17 protein-coding genes and 12 pseudogenes are annotated in these 23169 nt (G+C 51.6%); 13 read left to right on the top strand and 16 right to left on the bottom strand.

The window, feature by feature from the left end:
* Nucleotides 1-78: 78 nt before the first annotated feature.
* Nucleotides 79-372: pseudogene (locus F384_RS12770) on the bottom strand (IS3 family transposase); the annotation flags it as partial.
* A 142-nt stretch (nt 373-514) separates the two neighbouring features.
* On the opposite strand from F384_RS12770, the gene F384_RS12765 reads away from it, so the two are divergent.
* The 3 genes from F384_RS12765 (at nt 515) to F384_RS12755 (ending at nt 1924) form a co-directional block, all read left to right on the top strand.
* Nucleotides 515-823, top strand: a complete 309-nt coding sequence (locus F384_RS12765; protein ID WP_052746926.1) for a hypothetical protein — start codon at nt 515-517, stop codon at nt 821-823.
* Between the two features lie 57 nt (nt 824-880).
* Entirely contained in the window at nt 881-1483 is a 603-nt protein-coding gene (locus F384_RS12760; protein ID WP_046483240.1) for a DUF2913 family protein, read from the top strand.
* Nucleotides 1484-1678: 195 nt separating this feature from the next.
* Nucleotides 1679-1924 carry a hypothetical protein gene (locus F384_RS12755; protein ID WP_046483237.1) on the top strand — a complete coding sequence of 82 codons (246 nt, stop codon included), beginning with the start codon at nt 1679-1681 and terminating at the stop codon, nt 1922-1924.
* 261 nt (nt 1925-2185) lie between these two features.
* Here F384_RS12755 and F384_RS12750 read toward each other — a convergent pair.
* Nucleotides 2186-2803: pseudogene (locus F384_RS12750) on the bottom strand (iron-containing alcohol dehydrogenase); the annotation flags it as partial.
* A 315-nt stretch (nt 2804-3118) separates the two neighbouring features.
* On the opposite strand from F384_RS12750, the gene F384_RS28900 reads away from it, so the two are divergent.
* Entirely contained in the window at nt 3119-3565 is a 447-nt protein-coding gene (locus F384_RS28900; RefSeq protein WP_080949939.1) for a hypothetical protein, read from the top strand.
* Here F384_RS28900 and F384_RS12745 read toward each other — a convergent pair.
* Nucleotides 3483-3740: a hypothetical protein gene (locus F384_RS12745; protein WP_046483235.1), complete on the bottom strand. Its 258-nt coding sequence runs from the start codon at nt 3738-3740 to the stop codon at nt 3483-3485. The genes F384_RS28900 and F384_RS12745 overlap by 83 nt on opposite strands.
* A gap of 83 nt (nt 3741-3823) precedes the next feature.
* Here F384_RS12745 and F384_RS30780 point away from each other — a divergent pair, with 83 nt between their 5' ends.
* The 3 genes from F384_RS30780 to F384_RS12730 all read left to right on the top strand — a co-directional run bounded on the left by F384_RS30780 (nt 3824) and on the right by F384_RS12730 (nt 6554).
* Nucleotides 3824-4000 (top strand): helix-turn-helix domain-containing protein, encoded by a 177-nt coding sequence (locus tag F384_RS30780; protein WP_413541466.1) that lies wholly within the window; start codon nt 3824-3826, stop codon nt 3998-4000.
* A 306-nt stretch (nt 4001-4306) separates the two neighbouring features.
* Entirely contained in the window at nt 4307-5536 is a 1230-nt protein-coding gene (gene alr, locus F384_RS12735) for an alanine racemase (protein WP_046483230.1), read from the top strand.
* Between the two features lie 679 nt (nt 5537-6215).
* Nucleotides 6216-6554 carry a hypothetical protein gene (locus F384_RS12730; RefSeq protein ID WP_046483228.1) on the top strand — a complete coding sequence of 113 codons (339 nt, stop codon included), beginning with the start codon at nt 6216-6218 and terminating at the stop codon, nt 6552-6554.
* Nucleotides 6555-6717: 163 nt separating this feature from the next.
* On the opposite strand, the pseudogene F384_RS28895 reads toward F384_RS12730, so the two are convergent.
* Nucleotides 6718-7949, bottom strand: a pseudogene (locus F384_RS28895) (ISNCY family transposase); the annotation flags it as partial.
* On the opposite strand from F384_RS28895, the pseudogene F384_RS28890 reads away from it, so the two are divergent.
* The 3 genes and pseudogenes from F384_RS28890 to F384_RS12705 form a co-directional block, all read left to right on the top strand.
* A pseudogene (locus F384_RS28890) lies at nt 7943-8254 on the top strand (transposase); the annotation flags it as partial. The pseudogenes F384_RS28895 and F384_RS28890 overlap by 7 nt on opposite strands.
* Nucleotides 8255-8381: 127 nt before the next feature.
* Nucleotides 8382-8667 (top strand): annotated as a pseudogene (locus F384_RS12710) (IS1 family transposase); the annotation flags it as partial.
* Nucleotides 8668-8775: 108 nt separating this feature from the next.
* Nucleotides 8776-10230 (top strand): DASS family sodium-coupled anion symporter, encoded by a 1455-nt coding sequence (locus F384_RS12705; protein ID WP_046483224.1) that lies wholly within the window; start codon nt 8776-8778, stop codon nt 10228-10230.
* 146 nt (nt 10231-10376) lie between these two features.
* On the opposite strand, the pseudogene F384_RS12700 reads toward F384_RS12705, so the two are convergent.
* Together F384_RS12700 and F384_RS12695 are read right to left on the bottom strand one after the other, a co-directional pair.
* Nucleotides 10377-10898 (bottom strand): annotated as a pseudogene (locus F384_RS12700) (glycogen/starch/alpha-glucan phosphorylase); the annotation flags it as partial.
* Nucleotides 10897-11040: pseudogene (locus F384_RS12695) on the bottom strand (IS3 family transposase); the annotation flags it as partial. The pseudogenes F384_RS12695 and F384_RS12700, both read right to left, overlap by 2 nt.
* A 106-nt stretch (nt 11041-11146) precedes the next feature.
* Between F384_RS12695 and F384_RS30235 the strand changes: the two are divergent.
* A pseudogene (locus F384_RS30235) lies at nt 11147-11263 on the top strand (reverse transcriptase); the annotation flags it as partial.
* Nucleotides 11264-11557: 294 nt separating this feature from the next.
* On the opposite strand, the gene F384_RS12690 reads toward F384_RS30235, so the two are convergent.
* The 4 genes and pseudogenes from F384_RS12690 to F384_RS12680 form a co-directional block, all read right to left on the bottom strand.
* Nucleotides 11558-12649: a glutathione S-transferase N-terminal domain-containing protein gene (locus F384_RS12690; protein ID WP_226991650.1), complete on the bottom strand. Its 1092-nt coding sequence runs from the start codon at nt 12647-12649 to the stop codon at nt 11558-11560.
* Between the two features lie 183 nt (nt 12650-12832).
* A pseudogene (locus F384_RS12685) lies at nt 12833-13447 on the bottom strand (zinc-binding dehydrogenase); the annotation flags it as partial.
* Between the two features lie 45 nt (nt 13448-13492).
* Nucleotides 13493-13696 (bottom strand): annotated as a pseudogene (locus tag F384_RS30690) (ATP-binding protein); the annotation flags it as partial.
* A gap of 67 nt (nt 13697-13763) precedes the next feature.
* Nucleotides 13764-14102 (bottom strand): annotated as a pseudogene (locus F384_RS12680) (IS630 family transposase); the annotation flags it as partial.
* 173 nt (nt 14103-14275) lie between these two features.
* On the opposite strand from F384_RS12680, the pseudogene F384_RS12675 reads away from it, so the two are divergent.
* Both F384_RS12675 and F384_RS12670 read left to right on the top strand, forming a co-directional pair.
* Nucleotides 14276-14815: pseudogene (locus F384_RS12675) on the top strand (carbamoyltransferase HypF); the annotation flags it as partial.
* 66 nt (nt 14816-14881) lie between these two features.
* Nucleotides 14882-15553, top strand: a complete 672-nt coding sequence (locus F384_RS12670) for a Crp/Fnr family transcriptional regulator (protein WP_046483214.1) — start codon at nt 14882-14884, stop codon at nt 15551-15553.
* 15 nt (nt 15554-15568) lie between these two features.
* Here the strand turns inward: F384_RS12670 and F384_RS12665 are convergent, their stop codons facing one another.
* From F384_RS12665 to F384_RS12640, 6 genes are read right to left on the bottom strand one after another with little or no spacing between them, the layout of a single operon-like run.
* Nucleotides 15569-16651: a nickel-dependent hydrogenase large subunit gene (locus F384_RS12665; RefSeq protein ID WP_046483209.1), complete on the bottom strand. Its 1083-nt coding sequence runs from the start codon at nt 16649-16651 to the stop codon at nt 15569-15571.
* The gene (locus F384_RS12660; RefSeq protein WP_052746923.1) at nt 16648-17178 is read right to left on the bottom strand and encodes an NADH-quinone oxidoreductase subunit C; all 531 of its coding nucleotides are present in this window, start codon (nt 17176-17178) and stop codon (nt 16648-16650) included. The genes F384_RS12665 and F384_RS12660 overlap by 4 nt, the downstream gene beginning before the upstream one ends.
* On the bottom strand, nt 17171-17749 hold the full coding sequence (locus F384_RS12655; protein ID WP_046483205.1) for a 4Fe-4S ferredoxin: 579 nt from the start codon (nt 17747-17749) through the stop codon (nt 17171-17173). The genes F384_RS12660 and F384_RS12655 overlap by 8 nt, the downstream gene beginning before the upstream one ends.
* Nucleotides 17750-17757: 8 nt before the next feature.
* Complete coding sequence (locus F384_RS12650) at nt 17758-18186, bottom strand: NADH-quinone oxidoreductase subunit B family protein (RefSeq protein ID WP_000173649.1); 429 nt, start codon at nt 18184-18186, stop codon at nt 17758-17760.
* A gap of 10 nt (nt 18187-18196) precedes the next feature.
* The gene (locus tag F384_RS12645) at nt 18197-19150 is read right to left on the bottom strand and encodes a respiratory chain complex I subunit 1 family protein (RefSeq protein ID WP_046483202.1); all 954 of its coding nucleotides are present in this window, start codon (nt 19148-19150) and stop codon (nt 18197-18199) included.
* Nucleotides 19151-19154: 4 nt separating this feature from the next.
* Nucleotides 19155-22943, bottom strand: coding sequence for a proton-conducting transporter membrane subunit (locus F384_RS12640; RefSeq protein WP_046483200.1), 3789 nt, complete (start codon nt 22941-22943; stop codon nt 19155-19157).
* Between the last annotated feature and the right edge of the window lie 226 nt (nt 22944-23169).

Genomic DNA, 23169 nt, shown 5'->3' with positions numbered 1-23169 from the left:
GCCGACTTGCAGGATCAGAGCACCTATCGTCCTGACAACAAAGGCAGATCCGTGGCAAAGCAGAAGTGAATCGCTAATCTAGACACTTCTGAGCCGTTGATAATATTGATTTTCATATTCCGTCAGTGGCATCTGATCACTCGAACCATACCGACGCTTACTGTTATAAAACATTTCGGTGTAATCAAAAATATCACTGTGGGCTTCTTCCCGTGTTCCGTAGATCTTTTTCTTTATCCGTTCACGCTTCAGTAGCTGGAAAAAACTTTCTGCAACTGCGTTGTCGTGACAGTTACCACGACAGCTCATACTGCCCTTTAGTCCATGTGATTTCAGGAACGACTGCCACTCATGGCTTGTGTACTGACTACCCAGGACGCCCTTCTAAGAGTCAAGTTGTTATTTGAGTACTGTTGATTAGTCGCGTAAGCGTCAGCAGGCTCGCCGTCATTCCCCCCCACACGGTTCTGCGCTGGCTGTGGGAGGCCGTGAGTGCGCCAGGATGTGGATAATTATGCTGATGAACCTCAATACGCTGGTGGCAGTGAGAAAATCGCCACCTATGGATAGCGTGTTGCAGGAGATGTATGCCATTACTGGCGAAGCATGGCGCACAGTGACGAAAACGGATAACAACGTCTCCAGCATTTCTTCTTTCATTATCAGTCGCTCAGATAAGCATTCATTTACACAGCCATTCAGTCAGTTACAGACCCGGGTGAATGGGATGACATATCCCGTTATGACGGCCAGAACGAGTGTTATTTGTCCGGGGATGTCGTTCCTGCTGCAATCAGGGGGGATGTCAGTTATTCTGGCCTGAAAATACCAGACTTGTCCTGGTCTTCCCTGATGTCGGCAGCGCCGGTATACTTCCTGTATGAAAAAAACTCACGAAACTTTACCTCCGGAACAAACCGTTACAGCACTTGCGCATTTTGCCTGGTGCGCCCTTGTCGCATTACGCACTGCACAGCAGGATGGTCAGGCATTGTCCCCACTCAGTGCTCATGCCTTTTTGCTTCGCTGGCTCGCGACGGCACAAAAGCAAAAACGGTTCCCGCGTGCGATTGCATCCAATATTGAGGAATTGCTGACACTGGGTCGAAGCAAAGGCCCTGTCGCCAGCTTACTTCATCGACTGGAATATCTGTGGGCATCCTGCACGGGGCAGGTACCCGCCCAGTCGGATTTGTACCGGCTGGCTTACGCTATTGAACAGCTTAAATCGCAGGGCTGGGTTAATGCTGTGGTCAGTGACGAGGAATGGGGCTGTGAAGGTCTGGCCGAAGAATACAGCGGAACTGATGCGCTGCTTACCAGAAAGTCGGCACTGACCTGTGGATTTTCGGGGGAGGGCAAACTGATTGCACCGGTTGAATTTCTTGTGGCGGGTGACTTGTCAGCCTGTGTGGCTGTTTTCCTGTCCCATGCACTCCCTGCCGTCATGCGTAAGCCTGACCGGATAGCATTACAGCCCTGACAGTAAATTAAACACTCGCTGTCGGGACATAAACCCGATTGTGGGAGATCTACTCATTACTCGTTGCTGACGTATGCCTTTTTAGCCAGAACAATTCGCACGTAATGCCTATAAATTCATACCATCCAGGTAAATACTGGGAGCATAAAAGCATATGACCATGAACAGGAAGTTAACTGGCAGAGGGGTATGCGAATGAAGAGGCAAGACCTACACACACTGAGCAACTTTGATTTTCTGGCCCGCAGTTTTGCTCACAGGCACGCCCTTGGAGTCCCTGTAAATATCAGTGCGATTACCGGCAATATGAATGCAGAGCAAAAATCGTGGTTTGAGGAACGTTACAGATATTACTGTATTCAGGAGGAGCGCACGAAAGTGCATGAACAGCACAATAAAACCACTGGACAGTATGAGTCAGCATGTCCTCAAAAAAAGTAAGTGTTTTCGACCGATGACTCAGTGAAAAAGCCAGGTAACCATCCTGTGCGGCGTCACGGGCTTGTACATAAGCAAGAGAGTCTGGAAGGAGATACTGGAGATAAATGTTTCTATAGGTGTGCCTGCAGGTATGTAGCCCCGATCTACAGCCCCCTGCATTGATATGTTTAAGCATGTGGCGATCCGGTCACTGTAAGATGAAACCCCTGGGAGCCCAGGATTTGTCAGCATGAAGACAGGACCGACACAGTCGCGGATCCGTCAGTTAACGGTTTTGCTGAAGGCATCCACCGCCAGGATGGCATAAGTGATATCCTCTGCTGACAGGTCAGGATTCAGGTTTTTCAGCGTGTCGCTTTCGCTGTTTGCCAGCGCGCCTAGCTTCACCAGGTTTTCCCGGCTCTCATTCTCCAGATGTACCTCTTTCAGGATGGTTGGCATTTTGATTGAACGATAAAAACGGATATAACGAGCTATCTCTTCATCCGGGCGCTGCTCCAGCACCATCTGGGGCAGCGTGCCATAAGCGACCTTTTCGCTATGAGTCAAATGATGGATATCGCCATCAATCGCGGTAAAACCATTATGGATAGCATTCGCCGCGGCCAGTCTCGCATTTTCAAAGCCAAGTCCTGAAAGAAGCGTATTTGCTTCGACGACTGCCTCTATCGCCGGCGTGACCACTTTATTCTCCACCGTCTGATAGGCGCTAGAACCAAATGTTAATAGATTTTTTTCGCAAGCTTCAGCGATAGCCATGCCGGCAATGGTCGGATCGCCATTGACCATCGATTTACTGTGAGAAAGCTTCATCGCTTTCGCTTCGACAAAAGTAGCCGGGCCGTCAGCAATACCTGAGGCAAACAGGCGCACAGGCGCAAATAACCGGGCAGCCCAGGCTCACCACACCATCCACTATCGCAGCCGCAGGATGTCTTCTGCTCAGCCCCCGGCACTGGACAGCAGGACGTTTTCCCGCTGTCCACCCGGTCGGTTTTTTCACACAACTGACGTGCACTGGCGGCATTCCGACGCTGACATTAAATGGTCAATGTCTCCACCAGCGTGGTAATTGTCGCCTAATAAAAAGGCCACGCAAATGCGCAACTTGGAAACGGTTACCGCTGACTGGCGGCGTTTTTCCCGATTTGATATTGTTGATTCGCCAAAACCACAACGCTAAGTGGAGTAAAAATGAGTAATTACTCAGACCTTTTCCAAATCATCAAGAACAGAGTTTGCCAGAATAATGATTTTCCGGCGTATTCACTGATGGAAGAGAATAACTACCGGGCCAGCCAGGTATGGTATCGAATCGGACAGATATTCACCCTTGAATGCGTCCTTTCTGAATACAGAAAATGCCACTCATCAAATTATTATCTGCTGGACAACAAAAAGGCACTTCATCACCTTATTTTTCAAATAACAAAGTGGAATCTGGAGGACATCAGAAGGCTATCTCTTAATGACAGTCTGTTTATTATTTCAGACAGGCTAAAATCTGATTACATGTCAGAAGAAGCTGCGGAATTTCTCCGTTCGCAAAAACTTCCGGTCAGTCATTATCCTGTTGACGATTTCTCAGGAGCGGACTGGGATCCCAAAGAAAACTCAGTTTTTCTTCAAAGCCCCCAGTAGACAGCCACTCAATTTCTGATGAAATCTCAGTTAGCCGTTCCTCAAGGGCGGTTTTTTCTTTCACCAGACGGTTGAAGTGAGTAAGGTGAAGTTTTTTCTGCTCCAGCCAGTCTTCAGGTTGTTCGGCGGTCATATCTGGATTAAAAAAGTACGGTTGATGCTTTTCGTCTTGCAATATTGACCTCCAGAAAAGCAAAAAACCCGCCGATTTGAACTGCACCCCAAAAGTTGGATACCCAACGGAGTAAGGTGCAGTCTATGAAGCCAAAGTATTCACTTGAGTTTCGTCATTCGGTCGTCAAGTTTTATCTTGCTGGAAATGGAGCCCGAAGGACCGGCAGTAAGTTTGGTGTTAACCGCGATACAGTTAGCCAGTGGGTTCCCGTACGTTATTTCACTGTCATGTTCAGCACCATTGATGACGCTAAGATTTAACATGTTCTTATCATTGTTGTAAATACCCAGAAACATATTACCGATAATTTTGTGCGTATTCCATTAACAAAGCCGTATAGAGGCATAAATTCGTGTTGTTATTCTGCGTTGAAGAAAGCAGACTTTAGTCGATAATTTTTACATAACGTATTGACATAACTGACCTTCTGTCATTTATTGATTGCTGTCGACACTCAAACGCGCCATCACAGCCTTAGTCGGCAAAAGATCCCATTACCCGTGAAATGGGGAAAACACCGGATTCAGACCCATTGGTCTGGCTCTTCTCTTTGCTAAGGAGTTAGCATGCAGTTTCGTTTACACCATTTAGTCCTCATCCCACTTTTAACTCTCGCTGCCTGTAATCAGTCAGCCACCACAGCGCCTTCAAGCTCACTCCCCGTCGCGGCCAGGCACCAAACGGCAGTAGTGAATAATGCCAGACTTGAGATTTCGGCCAGTGCACTGGAATACAACACGCAAAAAATTCAAAAACTTCTGGGCAATAAATCCTCCCTTTGCGCCATTTTGAAAGGAGATGCCTATGGGCACGATCTCTCCCTCGTCACACCGATCATGTTGAAAAACAATGTTCAGTGTATTGGTGTTGCCAGTAATCAGGAGTTGCAAACCGTACGCGAACTGGGTTTCAAAGGTCGCCTGATGCGCGTAAGAAACGCCACGGAGCAAGAGATGCGGCAGGCGACGGAATATGATGTTGAAGAGCTGATCGGCAATCTGGATATGGCCAAACGTCTGGACAACATCGCCGCTCAACAAGGGAAAACGTTGCGTTTCCATTTAGCGCTCAACTCGGGTGGCATGTCACGTAACGGCCTGGAGGTCAGTAATGCTGCCGGGGTGAACGAGGTGAAGGCTATCTCTGAATTACCCCATCTGAAAATCGTTGGCATCATGTCGCACTACCCTGAAGAAGATGCGAACGCAGTGCGCAAGGATTTGGCTCGTTTCAAGGTGCAGTCCCAGCAGGTTCTTGATATCACTGGGATCAAACGCAGTGACGTCACACTACACGTCGCCAATACTTTCGCGACCCTGACCGTGCCAGAATCCTGGCTCGATATGGTACGAGTCGGCGGTGTATTTTATGGCGATACCATCGCCAGCACGGACTACTTGCGCGTCATGACATTCAAGTCATCCATTGCAGCGCTCAACCATTATCCGAAAGGAAATACCGTAGGTTACGATCGCACTTATACGCTGAAACGTGATTCAGTGCTGGCGAATATCCCGGTAGGTTATGCCGACGGTTATCGCCGCGTATTTAGCAATGCAGGTCACGTCCTTATTGCGGGGCAGCGCGTCCCGGTCGTCGGTAAAACCTCGATGAATACCGTGATGGTCGATGTAACGGACCTGAAAAACGTCACCCCTGGCGATGAGGTGGTGTTCTTTGGTAAGCAAGGTAGTGCCGAAATTACCGCCACGGAGGTCGAGGACATTAGCGGTGCCCTGTTTACGGAAATGTCGATTCTCTGGGGCGCGACGAATAAGCGCGTTTTGGTGGATTAACGTTCTGCTGGATTAGGGGTCTGAAACCCAATGGAACGGAAACGCATGTCCTTGAGGTAACTGCATGATATATAAAACATAATTGGCATAGAAGAGTGTTCTTTTAATCGAAGAATGGCATTTAAAGGACAGTGTTTGTCTACTAATCGTATGGTTACGGGGAACTCATCTTCACATAAATTTTCAGGCACCCTGCTTCGGTGGGGGTTGTCGTTTTACAGCCACAACACAGGGCGAGCGCCGGTTTCCAAAACTGAGTGAAGAAAGGGTTCGGGTCTTTGAAGACAGCCCAGTCCTGAACGGGGAAAGGGACACTAAACTTCTGCATAAATGTGCCACCGCATTTGAATTCAGGAGAAATATTCCTTTATTTATCAGGCTTATATTGACATTTTTATGCCGGAATGTTAGTAAATTATCCATGCGATGAATCCCCCTGTGCGGAGGGGCAACCAGTCAAATACACATCCTTTTGCAGACCTTGCTGACTGGGGCTGGTCTATCGGGAGGCACCCGGCGTCGCAACACAGGTAAGGTCGGGAGGGTGGCGAATATAATACCCTTACGGGAAATAAGTCCTCGATTTTCAGAATCGGTTTGAGTCTCCCGGCACCAAAAAATCTGGCAGTAAAGCAGTTGAAGTGCAAGATGGCACAGTTTCGTTTTCACAGAGCACATAATGAAAAAAATCATTTTCGCACTAGCAATAACTTTAACTGGTTGTTCATCCAAAATCCCCGCAAATTATAAATGTACGGATTTAGAGTCTAAGCAAACTCACAACATCACACTTATCGGAAATTCTTTGAAATATGATGCTGTTGAAATGGAAAAATACGACACAAAAAAGGTTAAATTCGCAAGTGATGAAGTAAAAATTGATACGTCTATTGATGTTTTCAAAAACAAAGTAGGCAATGATTATGTATCAATGACTAAACATGAAGGGAAATTAATTTATGTGTATGCGTCAAATGTAAATGCGGATAAAGCCGTATCAATGGGAATATGTAACTAATTTCAAAACATAGTCCCCAGAGCTCTCATCCCCCCTAGAAGGTGTGAAATAGTCCCAGTGTCAGCGGCCCTCAGCTGGGAAGAATGTATCATTCAATGCACTCTGATTTATAAAGGATTATACTGCATCAGGAGAGTTTTTGGATTGTTTTCGCAGCCCAAATTCATCTTTTACCAAAAATGGCCTCCGAGATCCCCTGAAGCGTTATCATAGCTTCAAGCAGGTCATCTTCGTTCAGCAAGCGTTGAGATTTGTTGGCGCTGTGAGCATGCCGTCTTCGGGAAGGATATCGCCAGAAGGCACTGACTGTGAACGGTTATTGTCCCGGTTAGTCTGGACCTGGCGGGCAACGTCCAGAACATGGCCCAGTCTTTTGTTATCAACAATCGCAACGGGATCAACTTCAGAAAACCGGCCATAGGTGGAGTAGGGAAGTAGCACGCCATTCAGTCTCAGTTCCTTATGCCCGCCAGGATAATGCCAGACATCGATATACTTGCCGATGGCCCTTCGACTGTATTCACTGTCCTCAATCAGATAAAGCATCTTGTCATACTGTACGGTCAGGCTTTTTGACACACGACGTGGCTCCCGCTAGGTAAATTCAGCATCAAGATCATCGTCTGATGCCAGCGGCCGATGCGCGTTAAAATCATGCTGGGGGGCTTTGGCAAAGCGCCGATTATAATCCGCCATGTATTCTTCCGCAAATGCATTCGCTGCTTCTATCACAGAGCCCCTTAAGCCTGAGCTCCTTAACCAGTCGGTCCTGAAGTGTCAGATAAGCTCGTGTAACGTGACCCTTTGCCTGGCTGGTTTCCGCACAGAGTGGGGTGATATTGAGGCAGCGCATGACCCTGGCAAACTGGGTTTCACCGGGACCGGTGGTGGCATGTTTATTATTAACCCTGAATACGCTGGCTTTATCGCCGTAGGGGATCATCGGTTTACCGTATATTTTCAATATAGCCCCCGCGTCGCTTCAAAATAAGTAATTGTGGATTCTGATTTTACAAACAACAAGTGCATCAGTCGACTGGTCGCATCGTCAACATAGACCAGTGCTGTACAGGGCAGACCCCGGTTTTCAAACCAGTGCTGGTCACAGCCATCAATTTGTATCAGCTCGCCAGTACAGGGGCGCTGGTAACAGGGCTGATAAATTTTCGGCGGGCGTTGTCTGCGCGGGATCCAGAGTCCGGCTTTTATCATGAGGCGTCTGATGGTTTCCTTGCCAAGAACCAGTCAGTGAACTTCCACCAGCTTTTTCCGCGCCAGCGCGGGGCCAAAATCACGATAGCGCTCCCGGATGATACTGAGTGCCTGATCTGTCAGTGACGCTGGCAACAGACGATTGCCAGTGCGACTGCGACTCTGGTTATTCATGCCAACCGGTGATATACAGCGACCGGGGTGGCCATTATCGATGGCCGGGCTGCCTTGATCGTATCAACGCATCCGGACTTATAAGGTCCATGTCGCGCAAAGGATGCTCGTCGGATAATGCGGCGTGTGAAGGCTTCTTCGGGCGGGTAAAAAATGAAATGTTCTATGGCAGAAACTGGGCAGGTATAACGCTGGAAAAATTTATCTGCTTCCTCGACAGGTACATACATTGGTATAACGAGAAGCGTATCAAGCTATCATTAGGTGCAATGAGTCCGGTGAAGTACCGGCAGCATCTTGGGAGCACAACATAACAGTCTAGGAAAACATCCGCAGCCCCCAAATAGACATTAGCATTGAGCCACTACATCAGAATATGTTCGCTACGGATTTTATGGTAAATGCCGTAGCGGGCCATAATTCAATATGCTCTGGAAACCGGTCATGGCACATGTTCTGGGGGAAAGGATAATGGAAGCGCTGGAGCGTCTTCTGGTGCTGCTTTCGGCATTTGAAGTGGTGGTCTGGATGACAGATGGTTGGCCGCTGTATGAATCACGACTGAAGGGAAAATTACATGTTATCAGCAGAGATATACACAGACATGACCTCGATCTGAGTCTGCATCGAGCAAGGGCTGGGCAGGAAGTCTCTGTTGTTTTCAACATCGGTCGAACGGCATGACAAGGTCATTGGGCATTATCTGACGGTAAACCATCATCAATGAATTTGAGCTACAACCCAGAATCTATTTTTTGCCACAGAACAATAATTGATTTACATTAATACGGATAATTAAATCAGGTCTAAATATGGAAGAAAAAGAGGGCAGAATATGAATAATTCTAATAATACCATTGACATTAAATTAGCGTTTCCTCTGTGGAAAGGACTAATCACTTTATTATTTGGAATAATACTCTGGTTTATTCCGCCACCTTCAGGTCTTTATGCCAATGCATGGCATATGTTTGCAATATTTGCGACCACCATCTTTGCGATTATCCTTAAAGTCATGCCCATGGGCGCAGTCACTATGATCGCGCTTATTTTTTCTGCACTCACCGGAGTTACTCCGCTCTCAGCAAAAGGAGATGCGGTAGGCGCGCTTTCTGGCTTTGCTAATGCGACGATCTGGTTGATTGGGATAGCAATGTTTATTTCGCGTGCGGTTATTAAAACCGGACTTGGAAGGCGAGTTGCTCTATGGTTTATCTCTAAATGTGGTTCGAACATGCTCGGTGTGGCCTATGGCCTTGCGCTCTCCGATCTCGTACTTGGGCCTGGTATACCCTCGGCATCAGCGCGCGGGGGTGGCATTATGTATCCCATAACGCAGTCTATTGCCGCTGCATATAATTCAGAACCAGGCGCGACTGCAAGAAGAGCCGGGGCTTTTTTGATGATCTGCGTGTCACAAATAGATGCGATCGTCTGCACGATGTTCCTGACCGCGATGGCGGGAAACCCGTTAATTGCTGAACTGGCCAGAAACCAGGGCATAGAAATTAGCTGGACTACCTGGTTTGTTGGTGCGATCGTTCCCGGAATAGCTTCACTCGTTCTCCTCCCGTTAGCCCTTTACTTTATTTATCCTCCTGAATTGAAAAAAACGCCAGAAATTCCCGATATTGCCCGTGAAGAATTAAAGAGAATGGGACCGATGTCTTTGGCTGAAAAAATACTGGCCTTTGATTTCATGCTGTTAATTCTTCTATGGACTGTAGGTGATATTTTCTTTTCGATTTCAGCGACGCTTTCTGCCTTTATTGGTTTGGCAATTCTTCTTCTGTCAAATATTATGTCATGGAAAAATATTATAGAAGAGAAGACAGCATGGGATACGATGTTCTGGTTTGCCGTACTTGTGATGATGGCTAACGCCCTGAATAAGTATGGAATGATATCATGGATATCAAAAGGGATCGTAGGCTATGTCAGCCATTTTGAATGGTTAACCGTATTCTTGGTGTTGGTATTAATTTACTTCTATACCCGTTATTTTTTCGCATCGGCAATGGCTCATATTTCTGCCATGTATCTGGCATTTCTTGCCGTCGCCATTTCCGTCGGTACGCCGCCGCTCTTTGCAGCATTAGTGCTCGGTTATACCTCTAACCTCTCTATGGGGTTAACTCAGTATTCTGGTGGGCCGGGCCCAGCACTATTTGGCTCAGGTTACAACTCAACCGGGCAATGGTGGGGGGTGAGTTTTGTGGTTTCGATCATATCCATTCTGATATGGCTTTTACTCGGTGGAGCATGGATGAAGGTTATCGGATATTGGTAGCTTCTAACTTCAGTCTGAAACCATTGAGGCCGCGTCAGTGTGGGGAATATTACGTAACTGCATTGGACTTGACTCCCCATTTGCAAATTACTTGATGATCGCCAACAATAAATATCCTCCGGCATAGCCAGAGGATATTTATTTAATTACAACCTTACCGAATCAATGTGCCAGATATTTTCGGCATACTCCTTGATCGTCCTGTCAGAAGAGAAATACCCCATATTGGCGATATTGAGCATCGCTCCCGCGATCCACTTTTCGGGATGACGATACAATTCATCCACCTTATCCTGGCAATCGACATAGCTAATCGACGCCCGTTCCAGCAGAGCGGTATCGTTGGGATACTGCTCCTGCAACGTTTTCAGGAAGTAGTCGTTAATCTCAAAGATGATCTGCAAATGACGCGGCAGGATTTTACCCAGCATATCCACCGACCAGGTTTCCAGCGCTTCGCTCATCAGCGTGTGGTTGGTGTAGGAGAAGACCTGGCAGCACACCTCAAACGCATCTTCCCAGCTGAATTTGTGTTCATCAATCAACAAGCGCATCAGTTCCGGGATCGACAGTACCGGGTAGGTATCATTGAGGTGAATGGCGGTTTTATTCGCTAGGTTGTCATAGGTTTTATGCAGCTGGTAGTGGCGGCTCAGAATGTCCTGTAAACAGCAGGCTGGGCTGAATACCGTGCAGGAGTGCGACGTGGAAGACGTTCATGCCCGGCTCCATTGTCTGCTGTATAATGGCGATTTTCTCCTGAGGAGTCTTATGTTTACGGACTTCTTGCCCTAACAGGATCCCGGTCATCTCAAAATTAGCAACAGTGTTAGACATATATTTAAGCCCATCTCTTATCTGGAGATACAGCTACTGTCTGGTGTTTCAGGGGGCTACATCACAGGATCATCTGTAAGGCAAGAAGCGGTTCCGCTGGCGTTTGCCCGAAGGTAACCCTTATCTGAGGACAGAAGCCAGAAATACGTATACATCGCGTTTTGCTGAAGTGGTAATGGCGTTCGCCAGTATTTAAATGGAGAGCCGGATGTGCTGAAAGGTGCACGCCCGGTTCGGGGAGGAGAGGCAGGGAAATAGTCCGACTACGTACTGCCTCTTACTCTACTCTGGGCAGGAAATCGCTGGTGCTATCTGGTGGTCATCATGGATCTTTTTTCCCGCAGGGTTATAGGCTGAAGCCTGTCAGAAATGAGCCGTGGATATTTTGTCTCTGATTACCATGCTTCATGGCAAATTCTCCTGACTCTTTCAACAGCCTTCATGCCTGTATTACCGGGAAAAACCTTAAAATAAATCGCGTATGCATCTATTATTCTGAATAACGAGGGTAATCCGTATATCCTCTTGAGCCATAGAGTCCATAAAGCGTGGTTCCATCGATCCCAGCCAGCGGATAGTCATTCTTCAGGCGATCCACTAAGTCTGGATTAGACACAAAATGGTGAGCAAAGCCGACTAAATCCAGTTTATTTTTTTTCAGTGCGTCTTCTGCACTTTCACGGCTGTAACCACCTGCTATGATTAGTGTGCCTTCGTAGGCGTTTCGGAATTCGTTGAAAAACTCAGTATCATGCTCTGTGCCCATCGTATGCTGGTTACTTAAATTCACGTAGGCCAGATTGCGTTGTCCCAGTTCACGCGCAGCCGTCAGCCAGGTTTCAGCCTCATCCGCGAAGGGTCGCATCCCAAGGAGCCGTCCAAAAGGAGACAGGCGCACGCCGACATGCTGTCCGCCAATTGCGTCAGTGAGAGCGTCCAGAGTCTCAAGCAGGAAACGTAGCCGATTCTCAATCGAACCACCGTAACGGTCCTGCCGGGTATTCAGCTCACCATTGATAAATTGTTCAAATATGTGTCCATGAGCTCCGTGTACTTCAACACCATCAAAGCCGGCCTCTATCGCTCGATTTCCGGCATCAACAAAATCCTGCGTAATACGAGGAATCTCATCGGTTTCCAGTGCCCGGGGGAGGCTCGCCTGGACATGCCCGGGGACGTCGTGTTTTGCCGCGGCATAGAGATCGTGAGAGATGTCCGTCCCCCGGCGGAAATATTTCAATTCAAGCAGCCCCCAGTTGATCGCTTCAAAGTGCGTATCGCAAACGTCTTCAATGGTTCGCACCATGGCGCGTTCCAGTGGGGAGGGGGGCAACATGGACGTCTCAGGGAAAGCCTCTTCTAGATATTCGAGGATTACCGTCGAGTCATACAGCATTGTCGTGTCGTCGATCTTGAGCACCGGGACTTCCATGCGCGGATTTTGCCGGCGTAATACATCATTTTTATCGCCGACGACCGGGTGATAGGTTGAAAACACAATGCCCTTTTCACGCATCATTATGCGGATTTTCTGGGCATAGGGTGAAAGCGGATGCTCTATGAGCAGCAGTGGTTCAGACAAAATAGTCCCCTCCATGAAGTTGATTGAACGTGCTCCGTGGCCGGAGCCAAAACAGGTCCGAATCAGTAGCGGCGGTACCCGATTTTTGTACGATACAATCCCTGACGCATTGCTTGTATACTGAAAATGCGGCTGAACAAGAAATATGTCGTCTGGCCGCATTCCCCGGTTTCTCAAACGCCGTCAGACCGCCGCCAGCGTGGCACTATCGATCACGAAGCGGTATTTGACATCGCTTTTGAGCATGCGCTCGTAGGCATCGTTGATCTTCTGGATCGGGATCAATTTGATGTCGGCGACGATCCCCTTCTCGGCGCAGAGATCGAGCATTTCCTGAGCCTCGACGATACTGCCGATGATCGACCCGGCAATAGATCTGCACCTGAAGAGCAGGTTGGCGATGCTCGGTGATGGATGTGGATGCTCAGGCACGCCGACCAGCGTCATGGTCCCATTGAGCTTCAGCAGGCCGGTAAAGACATCCAGATTATGGCTGGCGGCTACGGTGTCAAGGATGAAATAGAAACTGTTGGCGTGGGCGGTCAGCTCATCGGCATTACGAGATATGACGACGTCATCAGCGCCCAGCGCCAGAGCCGCGGAACGCTTGCTTTCTGAGGTGGTGAAGGCTACGGTATGGGTGCCTAGGGCGTGGGCCAGCTTGATACCCATATGGCCGAGTCCACCGATGCCGACCACGCCGACTTTCTGGCCGGGACCGACCTTCCAGTGACGCAGCGGCGACCAGGTGGTGATGCCCGCACACAGCAGCGGCGCCACCGCGGCCAGCTGGCTTATCATTACCGTGGCATTCTTTCCGTACCTGTTGTCCATCAGCTCCAGCAGGTCGTTGCGCTGCGCCGGCAGTAGCGGTTCCAGCCCCCAGTCATCCAGGACGAGCAACTGCGTTTTCGACAGCTGTGCAAGCTGCTTCCTGTAGCTGCCATCTGCCCGGCTGTGTGTCAGTTCAACCAGCAACCGGCTCAGACGCCAGTACTGTACGTTGTAACCCTGCTGGCAGGCATTGTTGCCCAGGGCACATCCCACGTAGGTTTTACCGCAACCACAGGGGCCGGTTATCAGCAGGTTCTGTCCCCTGAGCACCTACTCGTTCAAATAAGGACGAACCTTTACTGTTTCCACCAACGTAGCTGACTTTGCCCGTACCGCTGTGCAGCGCACCCGCAAGATAGTACTTTTCATTCTGGCCCGGCGTGACAACGCGTTTTTGCTGTCCACGTAGCTGCCAGTCTGCGCCAATTTTGGGATTGAGGTGAATATCCACTTCATCTTCGTAAAACACGGGGTTTTCCGCACTGCATTTCGCCAGTACTTCATGGATAGCGGCCATTTTTTCTTCTTTGTGTGGGTCACAGATACGCAGTGTCGGCGCTGCTCTCCTCCATACCAGTCCGGCAGCAGGTAGCCATCGCCGGATGGTTGAAGTATGTAGCGGATACCTTCATCTTTCCCATCAGGAACCTCTTGGATAGATTTTTTTTACTGCAAAGAAATAAGTTACTAAAGATAGCTTTAGCAGGCAGACATTTGAGTGATTTTTAGGCGAAGTCGTTATGGCAGCTCAGGCGGCAGCGCCGACGTCTGCTCACTGTCCTGCTCACGCAGACGTGCGCGGAACGCCCGCATCACCGGCCGTTGCTGGCACGGGCCATAGAGAGGGGAATAAACTCCCCCAAAGCACCTTCCTGCGGGCGTTTGTTTGATGCTGTCGCGTACGCTCTCAGGTGCATTCCGGAGAGTAGCCGCTATGAGGGGGAAGCGGCTTCTCAGCTGGAAGCGCTGGCATCCCGTTATGTTGGTGCCACTCATCCGGTTACGCTACCCTGGCGCAACGGTAAGCTGGAGCTGGAGATCTTCTGGCGACAGTGGTTGTGCTGGCAGGGTGGGGCAGGTGAAAAAGCCTGGGCTTTCCATGATGCGTTAGCCTGCGGCCTGGCAGCTATGGTGCGCGATTGCGCCGGGAGACGCGACATTCAAACTCTGGTCTTTGGTGGCAGGGTGCTGCATAATCGGCTACTGGTATCTCAACTGAAATTCTATCTCGCTGGATTCACGTTGCTGTTTCCTCAGCAGCTTCCTGCCGGCGATGGATCCATTGCGTCTGGGCAGGCAGTTGTCGCCTCTGCCCGCTGCAAAGCTCATTGAGCAAAGCAATGATACTTGTATGTCCTTATCGTGTGTATGCGGAAGTGAATAGCAGAGAGGTCGGCAATGCGATCAAAAATGAGGGTATCGGCGCTGAATTTGATGGATTTGCTTAATCAACCATCCTATCATCACATTTTTCGGCAGTTCCATAATAAAAAATGCCATAAAGGCGAGCGAGTAAGCGGTCCGGGTATGCGCAACGATAATATCCTGATCGTCTCCTCTGGCCAGTTGCGCGTTTTTCTCTCTTATGGAGAGCGGGAATTTACGTTGTATTATCTTGAGAGCGGCGATATTTTTTCGACCCATACTCGGGCATATATTGAAGCAGTAAAAGAATCGGTCATACTTACGTTGCCCACAAAAATATTTCACCAGCTTCTGATGACCTATCCTGAAATAGGAATGCAAATGACAGGAATACTTGGCGATATGTTAGGCAGCTCATGGGACATTATTGAAAGTATTATTTTCCACGATGCCAAAACCCGGCTGATTGCCTTCATTTTATCGCTGGGAAAAGAACGCGGTATGGTGACGGAGAACGGGACGGAATTTGAATGCGATCTCACTATGGAAGATATTTCGCTGATTATTGGCTCGACCCGCCAGACCACCTCCTCTTTATTTAATGTCTTAATCAAAGATGGCGATATTATGCGGATTGGCAAAAATAAATACGCCATCGGAGATATTACAGCACTGAGTATCCGGCTCGCGGAGTATAAAGCCTGAGCCGGGAGTAATACCTTATCGCTCGGTACAGGAGATGCAGGGGTCGATGCTGTTCACAATCAGTGCCACATCAGCCACTGTGTTATCACGCATCATCACCGGCAGTGCATCCCAGTTCGGGTAGCTCGGCACACGCCATTTCAACCGCTCCGGCATATCTGTCCCGTTGGTGCGCAGGTAGTAAATTAACTCACCGCGCGGGGCTTCGGTTTTCGCCACCGCTTCGCCCGGTGAAATGGTCGGCAAACCTGAAATCGACACCGGCCCTTCCGGCAGTTGCGCCAGGCACTGGCGGATCAGCGCGATGGCCATTTTCACCTCATCAAGACGCACCATCGCACGCGACCAGACGTCGCCGTCAGGACGGGTCATGGTGGCAAAATCCAGCTCCGGGTAGATGGCGTACGGCGTTTTGGCGCGCACGTCATATTCCACGCTGGATGCGCGTGCCACCGGGCCAATCAGGCCATATTCCAGTGCAATCTCTTTGGGCAACACACCGACACCACGGGTACGGGTCAGGATACTGCTGTGGGTGGTGTAAATCTGGTGGATTTCGTCCACCGCCGGGGCCACTTCATCCAGCCGCTTGAGCAGGTAGGCGATGCTCTCGGCATTGAGGTTATATTTCACGCCGCCAATACAGTTCGCCCCCAGATCCATACGGTTGCCGTACAGGGTCTCTTTAATGTCCTGCACGATTTCACGCGTTTCCAGCACGTGCATAAACAGCGACGTAAAGCCGATAATGTGCGCCATGATGCCGACGTTAAACAGGTTTGACGCCACGCGCTTGATCTCATCGGCGATCACGCGCAGATAGTGGCCGCGCGGCGGCACGTCGATGCCGGCAATCTCTTCCAGCGCCATGCAAAAAGTGGTGGGGTGACTGTTGGAGCACAGGGAACAGATACGCTCGGTCAGGGTAATGTTCTGGTAGAAGTTGCGCTTCATCACCAGATATTCCATACCACGGTGTACGTGCCCGGCAGAGATATGCAGCCCTTTAATGGTTTCCCCTTCGAGGTCGAGCTTAAAGTACATCGGTTCTTCCAGCGCCACGTGCAGCGGGCCAACCGGCATTTGATAACGGGTCATTGTTTCTCTCCACGTTGCTGCATGATTTTTTCCCACAGCGCTTTGGTGCTGGCGGCGTTCACCATGTCCGAGAACGGGATGAATTTTTGCAGCACTGCCGCATCAATGTTCTCGTCAATAAACAGGCGGGTGGGGTTGGGGTGTCCCGCCGCGTTCAGGTCGTAGAGCTCCATAAACTCGCGCTCGTTCCAGTCGGCATTGTGAAACACCGGGGTCAGCGACGGGATGTCGCGCTGGCCTTCGGCGAGGAACACCGTCAGGGTCAGCGCCGAGCCGTCGAGATCAAAGTGGTAGGCAATCTCGTGGATCTCCGTAGGCTTGCCTTCCACGCGCTGCCAGGCGCTGATGGTATGCAGGCGTCCACCCAGCTGTTTGATGCTCTGGGCGGCAGGCAGCAGTTGCACCGGGCTGGTCAGTTTCACCCAGGCGGTTGCCACCCCCCATTTGCTGACCTGGGTTTTAAAGCTAAAACCCGGCGTCAGGTGTTGGTTAAACAGGGCTTCTGCCTGCTTGATATCGTCAATCATGGCGCTTCTCGCGGTGGTTAAGGTGCGGATCTCGTTGAGTAATCCCGAGATCGCTAATCAGGTCGATGCCCGGCGTATTTTGCTGCGCGGCGGCGCGGGCCTGACGGCAATTCGGGCACAGCTGGCGCATGGCGGCATCAACGCTATCCGGCGTCTGATAGACCTTGTCCATCAGTGCCGGGCTGGCGGGCAGAAACGCGGTGCTACAGGACATACAGGTCTGAAAGAGCATGGTGCCCTCTTCGATCATGCGGTATTTGTCCTCCTGCTTATGCGCCAGATGCCAGTCGTTGGTCAGGTGAATCGCTTTCGGCACGCAGTAGTGCTCGCACAGGCCGCAGAAGGTGCAGGTGTTGTGCCAGAGCACAAACTCCACTCCTTGCGGCGTCTCTTCAAAATGAATGGCGCCACCGGCACAGACGTGTTCGCACATGCGACACACCGAACAGCGCGAGGCATCAAAGGCGATGCGCCCACGCAGGGCCTCTGGCGTAAAAGTTTCGCCAAAGGGGAAGGGGTCGGTGGATGGCCCCTGGCGCAGGTTGCGAATCAGGACTTTAAGAAAGTTCATGCCAGCTCCTAAATGCGTTGACGCCAGATGTCGATAGCCATGGCGATCCCTTCGATGATGGCCTGCGGGCGGGGCGGGCAGCCCGGCACGTTGACATCAATCGGCAGGTAACAGTCCATGGGCCCGGCGACGGCATAGCTGTCGCGGAACACGCCGCCGGATATCGGGCAGATGCCAATCGCCACCGTCACTTTCGGTTCGGGGATCTCCTGATACACGCGCAGAACCTTCTCTTTGACCTTCATGGTCAGCGGGCCGGTAATCAGCACGATATCCGCATGTTTCGGGCTGCCGCAGTACTGACAGCCAAGACGCTCCACGTCATAGCGCGGAATACAGGCGGTGGTCGCCAGTTCCACATCACAGCCGTTGCAGGAGCCCGCATTGATGCGGTACAGCCAGGGGGAGCGGGTGGCGATGGAGTTCAATAACGTCATAATGTTTTCCCTATGCCTGAGCCAGCACGCTGATAAGACCAATAATGCCCAGCAGTTCAGGCCACTTCAGATAGAACCAAAAGGCCTGATCGATACGCATCCTGCCCACCATGGCGCGCAGCAGCGTTTTACACACACAGGCCACAACAAGGCATTTCACCAGCAGCACCAGCACGCCCGCGATGCCCGCAGGTCCGTTGGGGAAAAAGAGCGTGATGCCCAGTCCCACCACCACCAGCGTTTTCAGCGCCGACATCAGATGAAACAGCGCCAGCCCTGGCCCGGTGTATTCCAGAATCGGCCCTTCCAGCACTTCGGATTCCGCCTCGGGAATATCGAACGGGGCGATCCCAAGATTGGCAGGCATAAACAGCACATAGGCCGCCAGCGCAGGCCACATCCACGGGTCGAACAGGAATGCGCCGTGTTCTTGCTGGTAAGCCACGATCTCGCCCAGGGAGAAGGTGACCCAGCCGCCCTGTGCCAGCCCGACTTTCATCGCCACGCTTGCCAGTGCCAGCAATAACGGCCCCTCATAGGCGAGGATCAGCACCATTTCGCGGGAGAAGCCCACTGCGCCGTAAACCGAACCCGAGCAGGAACCCGCCAGTATCAGCACCACGGCCGGGACCGTGATCAGGTACAACAGCACGATCAGATCGCCGAGTTCTGCCGCCGGCTGATACACATTGGCGACAGGGAGCAGGGCGATGGCGATCAACATGCTGCCCACGCCAATGGCTGGCAGCGCCAGGAACAGACGGCGCGGTGCGCCATCCGGTACTAACGTCTGCTTGCGCATCAGTTTGATAATGTCGAAAAACGGTTGCAGTAGCGGGGGGCCGATGCGGCGCTGCAGACGCGCCACAACGATACGATCCACCCCTTTGAGCAACAGGCCAAAAATCAGGGCCGCCGCGCCCAGCGGAAAAATTATCAGCGGCGCGAAAAGTGACGTCATCATGGTGTTATTCCTTCTCCCGGGGATGCAGCACCTGGCGGATTAACCGTTCAGGCGTCTGATACAACGCTGAAGCCGGAACATGCGCCTGCACCGGGGTCAGGTCACAAACGCCGCCCTGGTGTAAATGAATCGACTGCGACTGACGGTTGCTGAGGCGATAAAACAGCCAGCCCACAACGCAAACCACCGCTACCAGCATCCACATGGTCAGCGGGTGCCAGCCGTTGGTGCCCGGCAGCGGCCCGGTCCAGGTGACGCTGATCTGCCCAAGACCGCTGACCGCCATCAGATGGCTAATCGGCACCAGCAGCACTCCAGGCAGCAGGCTGACAACCAGTGCGACCAGGCTAAGTAGCCCCATCGGCAGCAGCATGCTCAGCGGTGCCTCTTTGACTTTTTCCAGCTGTGGCTCAGGCGTGCCCATAAAGGCCGCATGGGCGAATTTCAACACCGCCGCCAGGGTGAACAGGCTCGACATCATCGCGCCCAACCCCAGCAGATAGTGCCCACTCTGGAACGCTGCCTGGTAAATCAACCATTTCGAGGCGAAGCCGTTTAACGGAGGAATGCCCGAAAGCGACAGCCCGGCAAACAGGAACATCCCGAAGGTCAGCGGCATTTTGCGCCCCAGACCGCCCAGCTCATCCAGACTCGACACGTGCACCTGCGCCAGGATGCAACCCGCGGCGAGGAACAGAATGTCTTTGAGCAGCATATGGTTCACCAGATGCATCAGCCCCCCGGCAATCCCTTCCGGCGTGGTCAGCGCCAGCCCCAGCAGGATGTAGCCAAGCTGGCTCACGGTGCTGTAAATCAGCAGACGTTTGATGCCGTTCTGAATCAGCGCCAGCGCCCCGGCGTACAGCAGCGTGAGGGTGGCGATAATGGCAATGGCGTACATCAGTGTATTGGTGCTGCCCAGCTCGCCGAAGCGAACAAACAGCATGCCCGCGCCGCCGAGAGCGAACAGCTTAAGCACCCCGTAGATCCCACTTTTCAGCAGCACGGCAGAGATGTATCCACTGACCGGCGTCGGCGCTGTTGGCGGGTGCATCTGGTAATCGATGCGCCACGGCAGCTGTGCCGCTTTCATCAACATCCCGGTGAGGACGAGCACTAATCCCGCACCCAGCCACGGCAGCGACATGGTGCTGGCGGCGTGTGCGATGGCATCGAAGCTGAACCCGTCACTGCGGGCGCAGAGCATCGCCACGCCGAGGAACATGCAGGTGGCACCAACAAAGTTGAAGATGAAGTACTTAAAGCCTTCGCGCAGCGCCGCTTTGCTTTCGTCGTGGATGATCACGAAGTAGAGCGTCCAGCTACTCATGATTTCCCAGAAGGCGAAGAAGTTGAACAGGTCTTTGCTGGCGGTTACGCCAAGCAGACCGCCAATCATAAAGACGAAGAAGAAGAAAAAGCGGTGCTGGCTGTGGGCGTGATCCATATAGCCGATGGCATAGCAGAGGTTGATCACCCCAACGCCTGCAATCAGCGCGGCAAACCACCAGGAAAGCAGGTCGTAGCGCCCGGCGTCGGTCAGCACGGTGGCCAGCGTCAGCGCCATCACCACCACGGCGAACGTTCCGGCGCGGCGTGGCGCTCGCTTGCCAAGCATAAAGGTCGCAATCGCGCCAACAATCGCTATCAGCGCCGCCGGAGACCAGTCAAGATTGAGCGTTGGCAGGGCAGGGATGGCCCACTGTTGATGTTCGGCAATCTGCGCGATAACCGGGCTAACCCACTGCTGCAAACCGTAATCCGGGAACAGACCGCCCAGAATCACCAGCGCGGCGAGCATGCCGGTGGCAACCCGCATCGCCAGCGGCGCGTCTTCCACCACGCCACCTTTCCACGGGGAGAAGAACAGCACGCGGACAATGCGCAGGTAGTAAATCGCGCCTAATACGCTGCCGGCCAGGAACAAGGCGGCAACGGCCAGCGCGTCGGCTTTTACCGCTGCATAGATCATCATGAACTTGCTAAAGAAGCCGCTAAAGGGCGGTAAGCCCATCACCGCCAGCACGCCAATGGCGAAACATAGGGCGGTGAACGGCATCACGCGACCCAGGCCTGCGATATCCGGCAACTTCTTCCCGGCGGCGTGGGCAATCAGGCCGCCTGCGGCTAGGAACAGCAGGTTTTTGAAGATCGCGTGGTTCATCACGTGCAGTAGCGCACTGGCGACGCTCAGGCTGGTCAGCAGCCCCAGCATGGCGAGGATCTCACCCACCTGCGCCAGCGTGGAATAAGCCAGAATGCGCTTAAGGTTCTGCTCGCGCAGGGCCATCACTTCCCCGTAAATCACCGTCATGCAGCCAAGCCCGGTGACCACCATGCCAAACGCCGGATGGGTGCCCAACGCCAGCAGGTGCCCGGTGAGACTGGTGCCGAGGACAATAAGAAAGATTTTTACCAGCCCGAACACACCGGCTTTGGTCAAAATACCGGACATCAACGCCGAGATAGACGACGGGGCAACCGGGTGGGCATCCGGCAGCCAGCCGTGCATCGGCCACAGGCCTGCTTTAACGCCCAGGCCAATCAGGAAGCAAATACCGATAACGGCAGCAAACGTCGGGGTCAACTGGGTAGCCTGCGCGGCGATAATCGACATATCGAAGCTGCCGAAACGGGTATGGCAGACCAGAATGCCGAAGTGCATGATGTACGCGCCGGTGCAGCACATCAGGAAGTATTTGCGCCCGGCTTTTAATGCCTCCGGCGTGCGCTCGTGAACAACAAGGAAATACGAACTCCAGGTCATTAATTCCCAGAACAGGTAGAAATTGCCAAAGTCCTCGGCGGAAGCAACGCCAATCAAGGATCCGGCCATTAAGAACAGGAAGAAATAATAGCGGTTTGCGTGTTCATCATGGCGCATATACGCCTGAGAATAGATGGCTGCCACCGTAATCAGACCAGCAGACAGTACCGAGAATAAATGGGACAGGCTGTCGCCGTTATTATGCTGCCAGACCAACACCAGCGTGGCCAGGGCAATAATCACTGCGCAACAGTCGCGCAATGTCGCATTTATTTTGCCTACCACGTACAGCACAAAGCCGCCAGCATAAGGCAATATTACCCAGTAATGCCACGGGGTTTCGAAATTCGGTACCGGAGTTTTTACCGAGGCAGTCGCATAGTGTTCGGCAAGGTGCAATAACGGTTCCGGCATCAGGCTGAGATACACCGTAGCACCGGTTAATATAAACAGCAGGATCCAGCGCGCTGATAATAATTCCGCTGTGAACGACGTCACAGGTGCGGCATTATTATCAGGCTCAAGGCACACGCGCTGAATAACAATAATATAATAAATTGACGCCAGAATAGTCGCCAGCGTCGCGATTGCGGCAATGGCCCATTCCCCTTGTTCCATTGCGCCATATAAAATCAGAAACTTGCTGAATGAGCCTTTAAAGGGGGACAGTCCCATTACGGAAAACAGACCGAAGCCAAACAGCAATGACGCCAGTGGCCAGCGTGAACCGCTGCCTGCCAGCTTATCCAGCTCACTTGAGCAGTTACGCTTAATAAGATACGCCGCACTGAGGATGGTCAACAGGCGCATAACCACCTGTAACCCCAAATGCATCAACGCGCCGGTTTCACCCGATGCGCTATCAAGACCAAAACCCAACAATACATAGCCCAGCTCTGCCAGCGTGGAAAAAAGCAGTAGCCTGGACAGATTGCGGATATGTAATAACGCCATTACTTCACCGGCTAATAATATTAATGTTCCTGACCATGCGAGTAATGGAATGCCGAACAATGATACTCCCATTTATTCCTCACGATACGTAGAGAGCGGATAGGCGAGAGTAAATTTATTAAATGACGGCATTCTTGTCTGTCAGCCAGCTGACAGATATTTCGCAGCAAAACTGGGAATATGATTACCAGTCATGCAGTTATTAATAAAATATTAACAACTACCCGGATAAAGTATGAGCGGTATCACTGTATTAATGAGAATGAATATTAATACGCCTTTAGGGGCAGTGAATAAA

The organism is Citrobacter amalonaticus Y19, from assembly GCF_000981805.1.
In the GTDB taxonomy this organism is placed as follows: domain Bacteria; phylum Pseudomonadota; class Gammaproteobacteria; order Enterobacterales; family Enterobacteriaceae; genus Citrobacter_A; species Citrobacter_A amalonaticus_C.
Note: the sequence above shows the minus strand (reverse complement) of the source record. Positions and strands in the feature narration are given on the sequence as shown.

What these genes read in the sequence shown, in the direction of transcription:
- F384_RS12670 (WP_046483214.1), top strand. Translation starts at nt 14,882, where the DNA reads ATGCGATCAAAAATGAGGGTATCGGCGCTGAATTTGATGGATTTGCTT.
- F384_RS12760 (WP_046483240.1), top strand. Translation starts at nt 881, where the DNA reads ATGAAAAAAACTCACGAAACTTTACCTCCGGAACAAACCGTTACAGCA.
- F384_RS12705 (WP_046483224.1), top strand. Translation starts at nt 8,776, where the DNA reads ATGAATAATTCTAATAATACCATTGACATTAAATTAGCGTTTCCTCTG.
- F384_RS12665 (WP_046483209.1), bottom strand. Translation starts at nt 16,651, where the DNA reads ATGACCCGTTATCAAATGCCGGTTGGCCCGCTGCACGTGGCGCTGGAA.
- alr (WP_046483230.1), top strand. Translation starts at nt 4,307, where the DNA reads ATGCAGTTTCGTTTACACCATTTAGTCCTCATCCCACTTTTAACTCTC.
- F384_RS12730 (WP_046483228.1), top strand. Translation starts at nt 6,216, where the DNA reads ATGAAAAAAATCATTTTCGCACTAGCAATAACTTTAACTGGTTGTTCA.
- F384_RS12650 (WP_000173649.1), bottom strand. Translation starts at nt 18,186, where the DNA reads ATGACGTTATTGAACTCCATCGCCACCCGCTCCCCCTGGCTGTACCGC.
- F384_RS12640 (WP_046483200.1), bottom strand. Translation starts at nt 22,943, where the DNA reads ATGGGAGTATCATTGTTCGGCATTCCATTACTCGCATGGTCAGGAACA.
- F384_RS12660 (WP_052746923.1), bottom strand. Translation starts at nt 17,178, where the DNA reads ATGATTGACGATATCAAGCAGGCAGAAGCCCTGTTTAACCAACACCTG.
- F384_RS12755 (WP_046483237.1), top strand. Translation starts at nt 1,679, where the DNA reads ATGAAGAGGCAAGACCTACACACACTGAGCAACTTTGATTTTCTGGCC.
- F384_RS28900 (WP_080949939.1), top strand. Translation starts at nt 3,119, where the DNA reads ATGAGTAATTACTCAGACCTTTTCCAAATCATCAAGAACAGAGTTTGC.
- F384_RS12655 (WP_046483205.1), bottom strand. Translation starts at nt 17,749, where the DNA reads ATGAACTTTCTTAAAGTCCTGATTCGCAACCTGCGCCAGGGGCCATCC.
- F384_RS12645 (WP_046483202.1), bottom strand. Translation starts at nt 19,150, where the DNA reads ATGATGACGTCACTTTTCGCGCCGCTGATAATTTTTCCGCTGGGCGCG.
- F384_RS30780 (WP_413541466.1), top strand. Translation starts at nt 3,824, where the DNA reads ATGAAGCCAAAGTATTCACTTGAGTTTCGTCATTCGGTCGTCAAGTTT.
- F384_RS12765 (WP_052746926.1), top strand. Translation starts at nt 515, where the DNA reads ATGCTGATGAACCTCAATACGCTGGTGGCAGTGAGAAAATCGCCACCT.